This is a genomic window from Paludibacter sp. 221, assembly GCF_010501035.1.
GTDB lineage: Bacteria > Bacteroidota > Bacteroidia > Bacteroidales > Paludibacteraceae > QVMH01.
This window is the reverse complement of record NZ_QVMH01000008.1, coordinates 37,477-55,091: the sequence shown is the minus strand read 5'-3', so window position 1 is coordinate 55,091 and position 17,615 is coordinate 37,477. Positions and strand designations below refer to the sequence as shown.

General features: G+C 40.9%; 17 protein-coding genes. 11 read left to right on the top strand and 6 right to left on the bottom strand.

Annotated features, from left to right (window positions below; translation table 11 throughout):
• Window positions 1-66: 66 nt before the first annotated feature.
• Entirely contained in the window at window positions 67-1,542 is a 1,476-nt protein-coding gene (guaB, locus tag D0T49_RS03275; RefSeq protein ID WP_163629160.1) for an IMP dehydrogenase, read from the bottom strand.
• Between the two features lie 230 nt (window positions 1,543-1,772).
• On the opposite strand from guaB, the gene D0T49_RS03270 reads away from it, so the two are divergent.
• From D0T49_RS03270 to D0T49_RS03230, 9 genes are all read left to right on the top strand, one after another.
• Window positions 1,773-3,419: an alkaline phosphatase gene (locus D0T49_RS03270; RefSeq protein WP_163629159.1), complete on the top strand. Its 1,647-nt coding sequence runs from the start codon at window positions 1,773-1,775 to the stop codon at window positions 3,417-3,419.
• 36 nt (window positions 3,420-3,455) lie between these two features.
• The gene (locus D0T49_RS03265) at window positions 3,456-3,806 is read left to right on the top strand and encodes a hypothetical protein (protein ID WP_163629158.1); all 351 of its coding nucleotides are present in this window, start codon (window positions 3,456-3,458) and stop codon (window positions 3,804-3,806) included.
• Between the two features lie 491 nt (window positions 3,807-4,297).
• Window positions 4,298-4,765, top strand: a complete 468-nt coding sequence (locus D0T49_RS03260; protein WP_163629157.1) for a hypothetical protein — start codon at window positions 4,298-4,300, stop codon at window positions 4,763-4,765.
• Window positions 4,766-4,842: 77 nt separating this feature from the next.
• Window positions 4,843-5,508, top strand: a complete 666-nt coding sequence (gene lipB / locus D0T49_RS03255) for a lipoyl(octanoyl) transferase LipB (protein WP_163629156.1) — start codon at window positions 4,843-4,845, stop codon at window positions 5,506-5,508.
• Between the two features lie 97 nt (window positions 5,509-5,605).
• A complete protein-coding gene (locus tag D0T49_RS03250) occupies window positions 5,606-5,857 on the top strand; it encodes a GlsB/YeaQ/YmgE family stress response membrane protein (RefSeq protein ID WP_163629155.1) in 252 nt (83 codons plus the stop codon).
• 181 nt (window positions 5,858-6,038) lie between these two features.
• Window positions 6,039-6,857, top strand: coding sequence for a sulfide/dihydroorotate dehydrogenase-like FAD/NAD-binding protein (locus tag D0T49_RS03245; RefSeq protein ID WP_163629154.1), 819 nt, complete (start codon window positions 6,039-6,041; stop codon window positions 6,855-6,857).
• Between the two features lie 88 nt (window positions 6,858-6,945).
• Window positions 6,946-8,430: an NADPH-dependent glutamate synthase gene (gene gltA, locus D0T49_RS03240; RefSeq protein WP_370519583.1), complete on the top strand. Its 1,485-nt coding sequence runs from the start codon at window positions 6,946-6,948 to the stop codon at window positions 8,428-8,430.
• 933 nt (window positions 8,431-9,363) lie between these two features.
• Window positions 9,364-10,341: a hypothetical protein gene (locus D0T49_RS03235; protein WP_163629152.1), complete on the top strand. Its 978-nt coding sequence runs from the start codon at window positions 9,364-9,366 to the stop codon at window positions 10,339-10,341.
• 1 nt (window position 10,342) lies between these two features.
• The gene (locus tag D0T49_RS03230; RefSeq protein ID WP_163629151.1) at window positions 10,343-10,783 is read left to right on the top strand and encodes a YqaA family protein; all 441 of its coding nucleotides are present in this window, start codon (window positions 10,343-10,345) and stop codon (window positions 10,781-10,783) included.
• A 16-nt stretch (window positions 10,784-10,799) separates the two neighbouring features.
• On the opposite strand, the gene D0T49_RS03225 is transcribed toward D0T49_RS03230, so the two are convergent.
• From D0T49_RS03225 to D0T49_RS03205, 5 genes are all read right to left on the bottom strand, one after another.
• On the bottom strand, window positions 10,800-11,336 hold the full coding sequence (locus D0T49_RS03225; RefSeq protein ID WP_163629150.1) for a hypothetical protein: 537 nt from the start codon (window positions 11,334-11,336) through the stop codon (window positions 10,800-10,802).
• Between the two features lie 3 nt (window positions 11,337-11,339).
• On the bottom strand, window positions 11,340-12,263 hold the full coding sequence (locus D0T49_RS03220) for a DUF4296 domain-containing protein (RefSeq protein ID WP_163629149.1): 924 nt from the start codon (window positions 12,261-12,263) through the stop codon (window positions 11,340-11,342).
• Window positions 12,264-12,296: 33 nt separating this feature from the next.
• A complete protein-coding gene (locus D0T49_RS03215; protein WP_163629148.1) occupies window positions 12,297-12,908 on the bottom strand; it encodes a lipoprotein signal peptidase in 612 nt (203 codons plus the stop codon).
• A gap of 369 nt (window positions 12,909-13,277) precedes the next feature.
• Entirely contained in the window at window positions 13,278-13,502 is a 225-nt protein-coding gene (locus tag D0T49_RS03210; RefSeq protein ID WP_163629147.1) for a hypothetical protein, read from the bottom strand.
• A 19-nt stretch (window positions 13,503-13,521) separates the two neighbouring features.
• A complete protein-coding gene (locus D0T49_RS03205) occupies window positions 13,522-13,905 on the bottom strand; it encodes a TraR/DksA C4-type zinc finger protein (RefSeq protein WP_163629146.1) in 384 nt (127 codons plus the stop codon).
• Window positions 13,906-14,494: 589 nt separating this feature from the next.
• Here D0T49_RS03205 and lpxA point away from each other — a divergent pair.
• The gene (gene lpxA / locus D0T49_RS03200) at window positions 14,495-15,274 is read left to right on the top strand and encodes an acyl-ACP--UDP-N-acetylglucosamine O-acyltransferase (RefSeq protein WP_163629145.1); all 780 of its coding nucleotides are present in this window, start codon (window positions 14,495-14,497) and stop codon (window positions 15,272-15,274) included.
• 132 nt (window positions 15,275-15,406) lie between these two features.
• Entirely contained in the window at window positions 15,407-17,086 is a 1,680-nt protein-coding gene (locus tag D0T49_RS03195) for a glutamine--tRNA ligase/YqeY domain fusion protein (RefSeq protein ID WP_163629144.1), read from the top strand.
• The last annotated feature ends 529 nt before the right edge of the window (window positions 17,087-17,615 follow it).

Genomic DNA, 17,615 nt, shown 5'->3' with positions numbered 1-17,615 from the left:
AAGATTAAAGTTATACATTTACTATTATAAAATTATCGAATTTTCTTTAAAAATTTCTCCGTATTATTACTCTCCCCTGCTGTAGTTAGGAGCTTCGCTTGTAATCGACACATCATGCGGGTGGCTTTCGGTCACACCTGCATTTGTTATCCGTGTGAACTTAGCCTGTTGCAATTTACCAATAGTAGATGCGCCACAATATCCCATTCCGGCACGCAAACCGCCAAGCATCTGGTAAGCCACTTCGTAAAGCGTACCTTTGTATGGAACACGGGCTGCGATACCTTCGGGAACCAGTTTCTTCACATCGCCTTCCATATCTTGGAAATAGCGGTCTTTCGAGCCTTTTTCCATTGCCTCCAACGAGCCCATGCCACGGTATGACTTGAACTTACGTCCGTTAAATATAATTGTTTCGCCCGGAGATTCTTCCACTCCTGCAAACATCGAACCCATCATTACCGAATCTCCTCCGGCTGCAAGTGCTTTCACAATATCGCCCGAATAGCGCAAACCACCATCGGCAATAACCGGAACGCCTGTATCTTTCAACGCTTTGGCTACATCATAAATAGCCGACAACTGCGGAACACCGATTCCGGCCACCACACGTGTAGTACAAATCGAGCCCGGCCCGATACCTACTTTTACCGCATCGGCTCCGGCATCAGCCAAGAATTTGGCAGCTTCGCCCGTAGCTATATTCCCTACTACTACATCAACGTTCGGATATGCTTTTTTAACCTCTTTCAGTTTTTCGGCAACACCTTTGGAGTGTCCGTGAGCCGTGTCTATCACAATAGCATCTACACCCGCCTTAACCAATGCATCTACACGTTCCAGCGTATCGTGTGTAACACCAACTCCCGCTGCTACACGCAAACGTCCGTCTTTATCCTTCGAAGCCAAAGGTTTGTCTTTAGCCTTAGTTATGTCTTTATAGGTCACCAGCCCAATGAGCTTGTTATTAGCATCAACCACCGGAAGTTTTTCTATCTTATACTGTTGCAGAATATCTGCTGCCGACTCTAAATCCGTTGATTGTTGGGTTGTTATCAATCTTTCCTTTGTCATCACATCGTCTATCAACTGCCCCATATCTCTACGGAAACGTAAGTCCCTGTTAGTCACAATTCCCACCAAATGTCCCTCGGTATCTACTACCGGTATTCCGCCAATCTTATATTCGGCCATCATAGCCAATGCTTCGCCCACCGTTTTGTCACGCAATATGCTTACCGGATTGGATATCATACCGTTTTCGGCACGTTTCACAAAACGCACTTGCTGTGCCTGTGCCTCGATAGACATGTTTTTATGAATAACACCAATACCCCCTTCGCGGGCAATGGCAATAGCCAGTTTGGCTTCGGTAACAGTATCCATAGCTGCCGAAACAAACGGAATATTTAATTTGATATTACGTGAGAACTTGGTTGACAAATCAACCTCGCGGGGAAGAACTTCGGAATATGCTGGAATGAGCAAAACATCATCGAACGTCAAACCTTCGATTGTAACTTTTTCTGCAATAAATGACATAGTTAGTATTTTTATTGTTGTTTACGGAGAGTATTTTCTATGAAAAATATTGCGTGCAAAAATACATATTTTTTTGCAATTGACGAAACACACAAAAGCTAAAGTATATAAAAAAAATTTATAATTAAAGGTTTCTTATCCTAAAGTTGAGAAAAACATCAGGAATAAAGCCCTGCATTAATTTTATTGTTTGTAACTTTGTTCCTCGTTAATTTAAATACTACAGATTCGTGAAAAAAATAAATGTATCTTTTGTTGTTTTGCTGTTTCTTTTTATATGTCCTGTAGTTTTTTCGCAGGGGCAATATAAAAATACGGTACGTCCTACTAAAAATGTGATAGTAATGATTCCCGACGGAACTTCTATGGGGGTTGTGTCGGCGGCGCGCTGGTATAAAACTTATAATAATATGGGCGAGGGGCTTTATATCGACCCTTTTCTTTGCGGTACGGTAAAGACATTTTCGTCCAATGCCCCAATCGGCGACTCTGCGCCTACTACATCGTGCTATATGACCGGAATACCCCAGCAGGCAGGAAATGTGTCGATATATCCGGTAGCCGACCCCGACAATGATTTGATTCCGGTTGATCCGGAAATGACATATCAGCCTTTAGCCACTATACTTGAGGCAGCACGCATTACACAGGATAAAGCTACCGGATTGGTAGTTACCTGCGAGTTTCCGCATGCTACTCCGGCCGATTGCGCTGCTCACTATTATGCCCGGAACAATTATAAGGCTATTGCACCACAAATGGCGTTTCAAAATCTGGATGTAATGTTTGGAGGAGGAAATGATTATATCTCGGAAACAATCAAAAAGCACTTTGAGAATAAACAGGTTACGTATATTAAAGACGACGTTGAGGCATTCAGAAGTATTGAAGAAGGAAAAGTATGGGCGCTTTTTGGTGGTAAAGAATTTCCTTACGACCTCGACCGTGACGAAACACTCCCGTCGCTCGAAGAAATGACCAGAAAGGCTCTTGATGTGCTGTCGCTCAACGAAAACGGATTTTTTCTGATGGTAGAAGGGAGCCTGATTGACTGGGCGGCTCATGCTAATGATGCGGTGGGCTGTATTACCGAGTTTATTGCTTTTGACAATGCGGTAGGTACTGCAATGGAGTTTGCAAAGAAAGATGGCAATACCACTGTAATTGTGCTTCCCGACCATGGTAACAGCGGTTTTACGATAGGTCGCCGCGGGCATGGATACAGCAGGGCAACCATACACAGCTTGTTCAAAAACGTTTCCAACTATAAGAAAACGGCTTATGGCTTGGAAAAAATAATACTGGAAAGCCAACCCGAAGATATCAAGGGTATTGTTAAGGAATATACAGGTATAGAAATTTCGGACGAAGAATATGAAAACGTTTTAGGGTCGAAAAACTATTTGCCCGAAGATTATATGAAAGCCGGCGATAGCAAAAACCTTGTTTCTGTATTAGTCGAGATTATGAACGAAAGAACCTCTTTCGGGTTTACCACCGGGGGGCATACCGGCGAAGATGTATTTCTGGCGGCTTATCATCCGCAGGGCGATATTCCTATAGGGATGAATACCAATGTAGAAATAAATCAATACCTGTCGGATGCAGCAGGCTTGGAAAAACCGTTGAGTGAGCTTACTGCAGAGATTTTTGCTAAGCATACGGAGGTTTTCGGTGGAATGAAATACTCTATAAAAACCTCTAAGGACGGCTCTGTAGGACTGGAAGTGAAAAAAGGACGTAAGAAGCTGGTAATTCCTGCATTTTCATCAGTTGCTTATCTCAATGGTAAGCCATTTGATATGGAGAGCGTAGCAGTGTATATTGATAAAAACGAAACTTTTTATCTTCCCAAAAGCCTGTTGGAAAAACTGTAAATAAAATCTGTTAGCAAAATCAATCCTTTGAAAAAAATGACTATAGAAAAAGACGGAAAAGAGAAAAATCAAAATATATTGGAACATAAGCTTGTGCGATTCAATAAAAGGCGCAGATGGTTATTCTGGTGTTATTTGGCGTTTATGTTGTTGTTGATTCTGAGATTATTGTATGAAATATTGGATAATATTACCATCTTGATGTATTATCCTGTGGGAATGGAAGAGCGCGGAGTGCCTGCTGACTTAATTGAAAAGGTTACAAGTGCTATTGTCAAACAAAATGATTATCTCTTTTGTTTTTTGCTTTTCGTTATTGTACAAATAGGAATATCAATATTTGTGTTTATAAAAACGAAGCGGAAAATAAACTTTGAAGTGAATTAGTTTATGTTGTTTTGCTCGTATTAGTTGCACATACGGAAATCTTTGTCTCATCGGATTTCTTGGCAAGCCAAGCGAACAAGTTCGAGCGGTAATCCGATGATATCTTAATAGCGGATTTTAAATCAGTCGTGGTCGGAAGATTTTAGACGTTAAAATAATTCTGATTTTAAGGGCTGTAAGCCCGTTTNTCGCCTTGGGTTGGTTTGCAATAGCAAACTTAGCGGGCTGTAAGCCCAAGTTAAAGTTTAACCTGCGCTTTCAGCGCGCTGAATAGTTAATTTATTTAAACCCAAGGCGACGCTTCGCTTTGCCATTGGGCTAAAATAACCTGCCACTTCGTGGCGAAAAAATCTTCCGACCACGACTGATTTTAAGTCCCGTGAAACGTTTTTTTTGCAAGGCTATGTGTTCCTATGTGTGAACTAACTAAACCTATGTGTCGTGTAAAATACAGCCTCATGATACGATGTACTTATTATTAAATTGAAAGAATGAATACAGAAGAAAAGGACGGAAAGTCCAAGTTTCAATCGTCGGAACTATCGCCTATGCATACATGCGAGCATATACTTAACCAAACAATGGTGCGTATGTTTGGGTGCGAACGTTCAAAAAACGCCCACATCGAACGTAAAAAATCGAAGTGCGATTATTTTCTGGCTGAATGTCCTGCCGATGCACAGATTGAAGAACTGACAGCCCGTGTAAATGATGTAATCGGTCGAAATCTGCCTGTAACGATAGAGTTTATGAAAAAGGAAGATGCCGAACAGATACTTGACTTGTCAAAACTTCCTGACAATGTAGATGACACCCTTCGTGTTGTGAAAATAGGCGACTATGACGCTTGTGCGTGCATAGGCCAGCATGTGGAAAATACTTCGGAGTTGGGCAGATTCCGGATAATAAGCCACGATTTTGAAAACGGTCGATGGAGAGTGCGGTTTAAATTGGTTTAGGAGTAAAGGGATGGAAAGAAATAAATGAAGTTAGATGGAGTTATAGGAGTAAATCTATTGAATAATTTTATAAACACATGAAATACACTGACTGGGGATTGATTGATTATAACGAGGCATGGGAAAAGCAAGAGCTTATTTTTAACGATACGATTAATCGTAAGAAAAATAACTTGCCTACAGAAAATAACCTTATTTTTTGCGAGCATCCGCATGTATATACATTGGGAAAGAGCGGCAAAGAGCAGAATATGCTGCTGAACATGATACAGTTACAGGCCAAAAATGCTACATTCGTTCATACCAACAGGGGAGGGGACATTACCTATCACGGGCCGGGACAATTGGTTGGTTATCCTATTTTCGATTTAGACCGGCTTGGTGTAGGACTGAAACAGTATATCCACAAAATAGAAGAAGCTATTATAAATATGCTGAAGATGTATGGTGTCGAATCGGGGCGGCTTGACGGGGCTACGGGCGTATGGCTCGATGCCGATAATAAAAAAGCACGGAAAATATGTGCTATCGGAGTTCGTAGCTCGCACTTTGTTACCATGCATGGTTTTGCGCTGAATGTAAATACTCAACTTGAATACTTCAACTATATTAACCCATGTGGCTTTGTTGACAAAGGAGTTACCTCGATGCAGAAAGAGTTGGGCAAAGAAGTGGATATGGAAGAAGTAAAAATAAATCTGAGAAGTGAAATAGAAAAACAATTTGCAGTTGTAATTCTATAATATTCTTGTTTCCTGTTGAAAAAAAACTATTTTTGCAATAACGTTGTTTTTAGAAAATACATTTATCTTAATATTAATCATTTAAAAATTTTATTTTATGTCTTGGTTATGGTTTATACTTATCGGCTTGCTTTCCGGATGGTTGGCAGGCATTATAGTTAAAGGAGGCGGTTCGGGAATCATAATGAACCTCGTTATCGGTATCATTGGTAGTTTGCTGGGAGGGTTTTTATTCTCTTTGCTGGGAATCACCACTACAAGCATACTCGGAAGCATTCTGATGTCGGTAGCCGGAGCAGTAGTATTGCTTCTTTTAGTAAACTTGATAATGAAAGCAGTCAAGAAATAAATTTCGGACTACGCGTACATACATTATAAAAAAGGTATTCTGTTATAGAGAATGCCTTTTTTGTTTTCCAAACATATGATAGTTGACATTTTTAATACGTAATACAAGCTATATTTTTCTATTTGTTTAGAAAATCCATATTTTTATGTAATTTTGCACTCCGAAACAAATTAAAAGCAGCATGAATAAGATTGTTAGCAAAGAATATTTTTCGCCTAATGTCGTAAAATTTGAAGTAGAAGCTCCCTTAATAGCAAAAGCACGCAAAGCCGGACATTTTGTTATAGTAAGGGTGGGAGCTAAAGGAGAGCGTATTCCGCTCACTATTGCCGATGCCGATATTGAGAAAGGCACTATCACGCTGGTAGTACAGCGTATGGGTGTTTCATCGTGCCGGTTGTGTTCGCTGAACGAAGGCGACTACATAACCGACCTTGTCGGGCCACTGGGGCAGGCAACTCACATTGAGAATTTCGGAACAGTAGTATGTGCCTGCGGTGGTGTAGGTACTGCACCTATGTTGCCGATTGTAAAAGCAATGAAAGAGGCCGGTAATAAAGTAATTACCGTACAGGCTGCCCGTACCAAAGACCTGATTATCCTCGAAGAACAAATGCGCAAGTACTCTGATGAATTGATAATCATGACCGATGACGGCTCATATGGCAATAAAGGTTTGGTTACCGATGGAATAGAAATGGTAATTCAGCGCGAGAAAGTGGATATGTGTGTTACGATAGGTCCCGCAATCATGATGAAATTTGTAAGCTTGCTTACTAAAAAGCATGATATCCCTACGATAGCTTCTCTGAATACCATTATGGTAGACGGTACAGGAATGTGCGGTGCATGTCGTGTTACCGTAGGAGGAAAGACCAAGTTTGTGTGTGTCGATGGTCCTGAATTTGATGCACATCAGGTCGATTTTGATGAAATGATGATGCGCCTTGGTGGTTACAAGGACATGGAGCAGGAAGATATGAAAAAGATAAACAATTAGGCCCCTCCAAACCTCCCCGCAAGGGAGGCTTTTTGATTGCAAATAAGAAAATATTTGAAAAAGACAGAAAATAATGGATAATAATTCGATAAACAATACTAATTCTATCCCCCCCCGTCGGGGGGAGTCAGGGGGGCTTCCTTCTTGGCGTGTTGAGTTACGCAATAAGATAAAAGCAAAAGACAGAGCAAATATTGCGCGTGTACATATGCCGGAATTAGACCCGAATGTGCGCAACAAAAATAACGAAGAAGTAAACTTAGGGCTTACCGCGGAGATGGCAATGCAGGAGGCGCAGCGTTGTTTAGATTGCGCCAATCCTACTTGTATGAATGGCTGTCCGGTAAGTATTGATATTCCCCGTTTTATAAAAAACATAGAGAGAGGCGAATTTCTGGAAGCAGCAAAAGTGCTGAAAGAAACATCGGCTTTGCCTGCCGTATGTGGACGTGTGTGTCCGCAGGAAAAACAATGCGAAGCACAATGTATTCATCTGAAGATGAAGAAAGAAGCTGTTGCTATCGGACACCTTGAACGTTTTGCAGCCGATTACGAGCGTGAAAGCGGCAATATATCCGTTCCGGAAGTGGCTCCTGCCAACGGAATGAAAATAGCTGTAGTAGGCTCAGGCCCTGCGGGGCTTTCGTTTGCTGGCGATATGGCAAAATACGGCTATGATGTGACGGTTTTCGAAGCATTGCACGAAATCGGGGGCGTGTTGAAATACGGTATTCCTGAGTTCCGCTTGCCGAATGACATTGTAGATGTTGAAATAGATAACCTGCGTGCGATGGGTGTGAAATTCCTGAATAATATCATTGTGGGGAAAACCATCAGCGTTGACGATTTGAAAGAAGAAGGTTTCAACGGCGTTTTTGTAGGGAGTGGTGCAGGTTTGCCCCGCTTTATGAACTGTAAAGGAGAGAATCTGGTGGGCATTATGTCTTCTAACGAATATCTTACCCGTGTAAACCTGATGGATGCGGCTAACTACGAATCGGACACTCCTGTGTTCAAAGGAAAAAATGTAGCTGTAATTGGAGGTGGAAATACTGCTATGGACTCAGTACGTACTGCTAAACGCCTTGGTGCTGAGCGTGCCATGATAGTGTACAGACGCTCGGAAGAAGAAATGCCGGCACGTCTTGAAGAAGTAAAACATGCTAAGGAAGAAGGTATTGAGTTTCTTACATTACATAATCCTATCGAATACATAGGCAATGAGCGTGGACAGGTTAAGCAAATGATACTTCAGGTGATGGAACTTGGCGAGCCTGACGAATCGGGACGCCGCTCGCCGGTGGTAGTTGAGGGAGCAACCAAACTTATTGATGTAGATGAAGTAATTGTGAGCGTAGGTGTATCGCCCAATCCGCTTGTTCCCCAATCGGTAAAGGGACTGAATGTAAGCAAGTGGGGCACGATAGAGGTAGATAAAGAAACAATGCAATCGGATGTACCCATGATATTTGCAGGAGGCGACATTGTGCGTGGCGGGGCTACCGTTATACTTGCCATGGGCGACGGAAGGCGCGCAGCCAAATCGATGGATAACTGGCTACAAAGCAAGTAAGGGAATAATTCCATATATAAATACAAACTCGTTGATATTATCCCATATCAACGAGTTTTTTTGTTTATTAGGCTTGTCCTTTTTTTGTATTTGGCGCAAGTCTGCGACTTGTGTCCATAGAGGCTTTTTTTTAATAACTGCTTTTCAAGCAGGACACGGACTACAAGTCCGCGCCAGCAAAATGAAAGCAACTTAAACTTTAACTTGGGCTTGCAGCCCCTTAGCTACCGCGCGAATCTTTCGCGTGGTAAGGTGAAAACAGATACAGTTTAAAACTGTACTTATCAGGGGCATAAGTTACGCTCCGCTAAACTTGCGCCAATAGAGGCTTGTTCTTTTTTGTATTTGGCGCAGGTCTGTGACTTGTGCCCATAGAGGCTTTTTTTAAATAACTGCTTTTCAAGCAGGACACGGACTACAAGTCCGCGCCAGCAAAATGAAAGCAACTTAAACTTTAACTTGGGCTTGCAGCCCCTTAGCTACCGCGCGAATCTTTCGCGTGGTAAGGTGAAAACAGATACAGTTTAAAACTGTACTTATCAGGGGCATAAGTTACGCTCCGCTAAACTTGCGCCAATAGAGGCTTGTTCTTTTTTGTATTTGGCGCAAGTCTGTGACTTGTGCCCATATTCTTTTGCAGTTTAAAACTGCACCTATTTCCGGCACAAGTTACGCTCTGCTAAACTTGCGCCAGATTATGCTGAACTTATCCATAAAGCGGACTTGAAGCCGCTATACGGAAAATACTATAGCTTAAGTTTACGACATTGGGGCGCATGCCTGCGGTGTCTGGCACATCGGACTGTTTCATATGAAAGTTTGACTTTTCAAGTCAGCATACTCTTTTAAAATATATCTAATTTCCGAACAATTTCTAATTCTTTCTTATAAATTTGTGTATTTTTGTTTTTCACAAATCCGGATAATGCAGACATGAAAATAGAGTTAAAGAAAATAGTAAATCCTTCCATTGGTTTAATTTTTTTGTATGTAATAATAGGAACATTGATTTGGGGAATTACTTATGTGGGAGCTTTCTTTCATTGTGAAACCGGTTTTAATGATGTCTTGTTCAAATTGCCGGATACTGATTTTTTATGGAAAAATATAGTCAGTTTTGTTTTTACCGTGCTCAATTCCATATTACTCTCGCATCTGATTAATCGTTTTTCCTTTGTTAGCAGCCGTACCTTTTTACCCGTTTTTATTTTCTCCTTATTGATTGCTGTGTGGGAGCCTGCACATATAATGTACCAATCCCATATTGCGTTGATGCTCTTCATTGTGGCATTGTTTCAGTTCTTCAATATGTATCACGACCGGGCTGCGATGGAGAAGGCCTTTTTAGGAAGTTTACTTATCGCGGCTTCCAGCTTATTGATAAACGATTTGATATTCGTTATACCGGTTTGCTGGCTTGGTTTTCTTGTGCTTCGGAGCCTTTCGTACCGAACCTTTTTGGCTTCAACAATAGGTGCTGTTGTACCATGGATAATATATGCAGCCATCAGATATTTTATTTCGCCGGATATAGTGTTTGCAGATTTATTTAATCTAACATTCTCTCTGGGCTTCAGTATGGAAGGCTTGCAACTTCCGACAAAGATTTACATAGGTTTGTTGTTGGCTATTTTTCTTATTACGTTGATTGGGACTTATGCCGATTTTCGCCGAAATGGAAGCATTACACGGAAGAATATTAATTTTATCCTTACATTATTGATTTATTTTGTGGTTGTATTCTTTTTTCAAGATAGTTTTAATGGAACGGTTTTTCCGTTCATCGCTCTGTGTTTTGCTATTTTTATTTCCAATGTTTTCTCCACCAAGCAAACCAATTTTTACTCCATCCTTTTTATTGTTTTCCTGGTGTTGAATATGGCGTTTGTCGTTTATAATTTCATGTGGTAAGATGATAGGATTGACAGAATTAGGTTATCTGGGTCTTTTTATTGCATCGTTTCTTGCAGCCACGGTTGTTCCGTTCAGCTCCGAAGTGGTGTTTACGGCTTTAGCCTTTGGTGGCTTCGATTTATGGACATGTGTGTTTGTGGCAACAGCAGGAAACTGGCTGGGGGGAATGACATGTTATTATCTGGGGCGGCTTGGAAAACTGGAATGGATAAGAAAGTTTACAGGCGTGAAAAAAGAGAAGATAGATAAATTTGCAGACAAGATTCAAAAACACGGAAACTGGCTGGCCTTTTTCTCCTTTCTTCCCGGCATAGGCGATGTTATTGCCGTAGCTTCGGGGTTCTTTCGCTGTAATGTGTGGATTGTAGCTGCCTCTATGTTGCTCGGAAAGTTTTTCAGGTATATCGTCTGGATGTATTTAAATGGCTTGTTCCTTTAATTATGTGCCGGAAAATTTACAACGAAAATATTCGTGTTTTCTCCGTAATTTTTTTATTAACTAAGTCAACCCCTCTCCATTGAATCAGATTGGTATTTCTACCCAAAGCCAGCTTTGCGGATTTGTTTAAAGCTGTGGCCGGAAAATATACACACGAGGCTATGATTTCAAAAATAGAATATCGGCTGAAAAACACGATGTTCTGCGATATGATTTTATTAATCTCGCTTACTGCGTTTGTACCGAAGTCAATTAATAGGTCTTTCCCTTTTTCTTCCGGCATTATTAGCGGCGAGGAGGTCGATAAGTCGATATAGTTGTATTTCTCCTGTATCATATTTATTTCAGCCGGAGTTGCATTTGCCTTAGCTGAAAGGATTTCGGCCGAGATTATTCCGTCCACAAACAGGGTATGTGCCGATTCGGAGTTCCTCCCGTTCAGAGGAAATAAATCTGTAATTGTGCGCGATTTTTCATCTTGCTCAATTACCGTTTGTTTCAGTATTTCGCAGGGTGAGCAAAACAGGTATTGGCTGCAAAATCGTTTTTTCATCGTTTATTTGCCCTGTTGCCAATAAGTGCTGTCGAGTGGGTTAATCTGGTTTTTCCTGAACAGTACATCAAATTTCTCCGATGGCAATTCTACCAGTTTGTAGGGGAAAGTCCGCATTGCTTCCACTGCTTCTATTTCGGTTCTCAGATTATCTTGTGTTTTTGAATTCCATTTTCTTATAAGCGTTAGTTTGTCTATATATGCGTTTTGAGCAATGTCAGCACAGGAATCACAGGCTAACAGCTTACCTGTCAGCGAGTCTATTTTTTGCATTTTATCGGCATGTAACCTTAGCGTATATTCACGTAACTTCCCATCGTGATGCGTTGGCAGATAAATGCTGTCCACCTGTCCGTTTGCGTAGTGGATATTAAAATGTATGTGAGGATTGGAGCAGGAGTCCTCACGTGCTATGCGGTGGGTAAAACGGAGCATGTATCTATCATCGGTCAGCAAGCTGCTGTCTGCAATGGCAAATCTCATTTGGTTGCGCACAGAGCCTTTTAGAGTAAAGTTGGTAGAGTCTTTCCACAGCCCCTCACTCATCATGGCTATAGTTGATGAATTGTCGGGAAGAATTTCGTGATATTTGCCTGCTTTTACTTCGGCTTCGTTTGCGGCAAGCTTGTCTACTACGCGGACATAAATTTTCTCAAACCTTTTAGGGTCGCGGCTGTACCATATTAATGAAGAGTCGAACTCGGCTTGCTTTATATTATATTTCTCCAGTATAGCTTCGTAGTATTTGTTCTTTTCCTCTGTGCTTGTATGACGAAATCCACCGGTAACCATAATGCCGTCTAAGGTATGCATCTCTACCAAGAGATTTGTCATTTCGTTCATGCTCAATACTTCTTTAGGCTTGCTGGAACAAGCCCCAAAGGTAATGATGAGGACTAAAATGTATATGTATCTTTTGGCAGACATTCCTTGCTGGTCGGTTTTTGTTTATATCTGTTTTTATTGAGCTTCTTCTGTCTTCTTTTGTTTTGGAGCCTTTTCCATACTATTATTCAGGTCTTTTCTGAAGAATATAAGAATAAGTAGTACGGCTACTGTAATGGCCGAATCGGCTATGTTGAAGATAGGGCTAAAAAATATGGTTTCTCCCGCAGCATTTTTTATAATGGGGAAATAAAGCATATCTACTACTTTGCCATGAAACAGCGATGCATATCCGCCGCCTTCGGGCAAAAAGGTAGCTATTTGCCAAGGCGTACTTTCGCTAAACAGAACGCCGTAAAAAACCGAATCGAATATGTTTCCGGCAGCACCCGCCATCAGTAGCGAAATGGTGAGTATATAGCCTGTCCGTTCTTTTTTCTTAATAAGAATATGTATGTAATAAATCAAGAATCCTACAGCTACTATCCTGAAAAGGGTCAGGAATAGTTTGCCTCCAAATTCCATCCCGAAAGCCATCCCGTTGTTTTCGATAAAGTATATCTGAAACCATTTAAAGACCTCTACATAGTCCCCGATTGCAAAGTTTAGTTTTATATATATCTTCGAAACCTGATCGATGATAAGGATGATAAGTATCAGTAAGATGGATTTTAATTTTGTCGACATGGGGCTTTGTTCTATCGGGGGAAAATGAAATTACTTCTGTTTAGTACACAATATTGTTGAAAAACGCAAAGATAAAAAGTTTTTTACTTTCTCGGGCAGGCTTTTAAGATTTAGGATTAATATTTTGTGAATTCTTAATTCGAACACATCGAATTGAGTGACAAAAGGTCTACATAATATTTAGTAGGGTTTGTGTTTAGTAGGTTTTTTTATGTCTGGCTATCAGGTGTTTACAATTGCAGTCTCTTGAAGTTGCTGTAAATGAGCAATTTATGACATATTCATGATAAATTATTGATAATCAGGTGTATTTTTGCTGCATGTAGTATCTAAGGTATTGAAACAAAATTTGCCCCTGTGCTACATATGTTATAGTACAGGGACAAATAAAAAAAGTTTACCGTTAAGTGCTGAGATACACCGTACACTTAAGCCGTTCGCACGGTTGTTCAGGTTCGCAGGGTACACGTTACTACCATTGAAGTTCAGGTTGAGCGAGTACGTACTGCTAAGGCTACCACTCCAGTAGTTGCCTCCAGACCCTACGTTGTAGAGCTCGCCATTACCGTTGTTGCGGTTGCCGGCGGCGGGCAAATGAAATTTGTTTGAGAAATTATTTCTTTTCTCCCTGTTTTGCCTCGATGCTTAGTGTGGCATGTGGCACGGCACGCAGGCGTTCTTTCGGAATTAATTTGCCTGTTTCGCGGCAAATTCCGTATGTTTTGTTTTCGATACGAATCAAAGCAGCTTGCAAGTGCTGAATGAATTTCATCTGACGTTGTGCCAACCGTCCGGCCTCTTCTTTCGACAGAGTGGCTGCGCCTTCTTCCAATACTTTGAATGTCGGCGAAGTATCGGCAACATCGTTTCCATCCAGATTATTCAGGCTTTTTCTTAGTTGCTCGTAGTCTTTTTGTGCTTTATCCAGTTTTTCGTTTATGATTTGACGGAATTCTTCTAATTCAGCATCCGAATATCTTGTTCTTTCTTCTGACATAATGACCTCCCTTATCGTGTTTTACTTGTTTAATTAAATTTTGCGAATGTACGCAATTCAACTTGAAAATTCAATTTCTTTTTCCGTATTTTTTTAAATAGGCTTTTTGCTTTTAAAGATAATGTTTTTCTACTAATTATTATACTCTGTTGCCAAAATTAAAGCCGCAAATGTAATAAAAAACTATAGAAGCTACATATTTAATTTTTTTTTGATAATTGTTAATAAGCAAAAGCTGTACTTGTTTTATTTCTATACAACCCATTTTGGCGGTCGAAAGTTTTCGGTAGTTAAAAATATTTTGGTTCAAGATTAGTTTAGTAATCCATATCTTTACTTAACTAATCTTGAACCAAAAAGGAAATAATCCACACGAAAACACATACATTATTGAATATATTTTTAAAACGCCTCCATATTCTGAAATGTAATTTTGAGACGGTTACCTTTTGCATGTTAACAGATATTATCATAAGTAAAAAAACATTCTACATACTTCCGGAATACGCAAATATCCCCTAATATTGCAGTTTTATAAAATATTTTGATTATTTTCGCAGGTCATTTTGAAAAAACTAATTAATAAAAGATGAAACAACCCTTAGCTTATATTCATCCTGATGCTAAAATCGCCCCTACAGTGGTAATCGAGCCATTTGTAACAATTGACAAAAATGTAGTAATCGGCGAAGGCACACGGATTGGCTCTAATGTAACCATTTTAGAAGGTGTCCGCATCGGGAAAAATTGTACTATATTTCCGGGCGCAGTAATCGGGGCAGTTCCTCAGGATTTAAAATTTAAAGGCGAAGATACTTTAGCAATTATAGGTGACAACACCACCATTCGCGAATATGTGACTATAAACCGTGGTACTGCCGCAAAAGGCAAAACCGTAGTAGGCAACAACTGCTTATTGATGGCTTATTGCCACGTTGCTCACGACTGTATCATTGGTAACAATGTCATCATGTCGAACTCGACCCAACTGGGTGGCGAAGTGGTGATTGATGATTTTGCCATTATTAGCGGAGGTGTTTTAGTACACCAGTTCTCGCATATCGGCTCTCATGTGATGATTCAGGGAGGCTCGAAGGTGAATAAAGATGTTCCGCCTTTTGTAAAAGCAGGACGCGAACCTATTTCTTATGCAGGAATAAACTCGATAGGCTTACGCCGCCGTGGATATACAAACGAACAAATACGGGATATACAGGATATATACCGCTATCTATACCTTTCGGGGATGAACACTTCGCATGCGATAGAACGCATCGAGGCTGAGCTTCCGGCAACTAAAGAGCGTGATGAAATACTGCTCTTTGTCCGCAACTCACCACGTGGAATTATCAAAGGATATTTCGAATAAATTTGTTTTTTCGGCTCGAAAAATCAGTAATTTATTAATACTTACATAATAATGAAAATAGCCAATATACCTCGTACGGTAGATTGGCTATTTCATCTATCATACTTTATCTTTTTTAATTAAAACAAACTTATGGAAGAAACGCCAAAAAAAAGTTTAAATTTCATCGAAGCCATTGTTGAGCAAGATTTGAAAGACGGTAAAAACGGAGGAAGAATTCAAACCCGTTTTCCGCCCGAGCCTAATGGATATTTGCACATAGGACATGCCAAAGCCATTTGTCTTGATTTTGGCATCGCTCAGCAATACGGAGGAATCTGTAATCTTCGTTTCGACGATACCAATCCGGTAAAAGAGGATGTAGAATATGTTGATTCCATCATGGAAGACATCCAATGGCTTGGTTATAATTGGAAAAACGTATATTATGCTTCCGATTACTTCCAGCAGCTTTTTGATTTGGCAGTCGAGTTTATTAAACAAGGTAAAGCGTATGTAGACGAACAATCGGCCGAAACCATTGCCAAGCAAAAAGGCACACCTACCACTCCGGGAGTTGAAAGCCCTTTCCGCAACCGGCCGGTAGAAGAAAGCCTCGACCTGTTTAACAAAATGAACAGCGGCGAGATAGAAGAAGGCAAAATGGTGTTGCGTGCAAAAATAGACATGACATCTTCCAATATGCACTTCCGCGACCCTATCATGTACCGCATTATCACGTCGCACCCGCATCACCGTACCGGCTATACGTGGAAAGTATATCCGATGTATGATTTTGCACACGGACAATCGGACTATTTCGAAAACGTGACACACTCGTTATGTACATTGGAGTTTGTGCCCCACCGCCCTCTTTACGATTGGTTTATCGACCAGTTTGCCGAAGGCGATTACCGCCCACGTCAATACGAGTTCAACAAACTGCAATTTACCTATACCCTGTTGAGTAAACGCAACCTGCGTGCAATGGTAGAAGAAGGTATAGTAGCAGGCTGGGACGACCCACGCATGCCCACTATCAGCGGTTTGCGCAGACGGGGGTATACACCCGAATCTATCCGCATATTGATGGACAAAATTGGCTATACCAAATACGATGGTGTGAACGATATAGGGCTTTTTGAATATGCCATAAGAGAAGACCTGAATAAAAAAGCTACCCGTGTAAACGCTGTTATCAATCCCGTAAAACTGATTATAACCAACTATCCGGAAGGACAGGCAGAAATGCTTGAAACCGAAAATAATCCGGAAGATGAAAACGCAGGAACACGCGAAATAGCTTTCACACGCGAATTGTACATGGAGCGTGAAGATTTCATGGAAGACGCGCCGAAAAAATTCTTCCGAATGACTGTAGGGCAAGAGGTAAGGTTGAAAAGCGCGTATATTGTAATGTGTACGGGAGTAAAAAAAGATGCCGACGGAAATATCGAAGAAATATATTGTGAGTACGACCCCGAAACAAAAAGCGGTATGCCGGGTGCTAACCGTAAAGTAAAGGGAACGCTCCATTGGGTTTCGGCCGAACATAGCCTACCAGCCGAAGTAAGATTGTACGACCGCCTGTTCAGCGTAGAAAATCCGGCTACTGACGAACGCGATTTCCGTGAACTGCTCAATCCCGATTCGCTTAAAGTGTTGACAGGTTGCCGTGTCGAAATGGCATTGAAAGAAGCAAAACCTCTGGAGCAATTCCAGTTTACACGCTTAGGATATTTCAATGTAGACCCCGATACAACTTCTGAAAAGCTGGTATTTAACCGTACCGTTTCGCTAAAAGACAGTTGGGCTAAGGAACAGAAAAAATAAGACTTCTAAAGCCCCCTATAGGTACTCTGTATCCCCCCTATTGGCGCAAGTTTAGCGGAGCGTAACTTGTGCCGGAAACAAATACAGTGGCATCATCGGATTGCAAATCCGCAGTTAACAAAGCACGGGATTGCAAATCCCGTGATACAGGTTAAAATAATCCCGATTTTAAGGGCTGTAAGCCCGTTTTAATTTAGCCCAATGGCAAAGCGAAGCGTCGCCTTGGGTTAGTTTGCAATAGCAAACCTGGCGGGCTGTAAGCCCAAGTTAAAGTTTAACCTGCCCCCTATTGGCGCAAGTTTAGCGAAGCGTAACTTGTGCCGGAAACAAACAACAGTGGTATCATCGGATTTGAAATCCTGTGAGACAGGAAAACAAAAATATTTACTTTTTTTATATCCGGACTCAAAATCGAAAGAACGATTTGAGTCCGGTTTTTGTTATAGAGCTAATGATTCTGCCTAACGAATCTAAATGATTGGTAAATATTAGTGAATACAAAATACATATTGTTGGTATTATACTATAT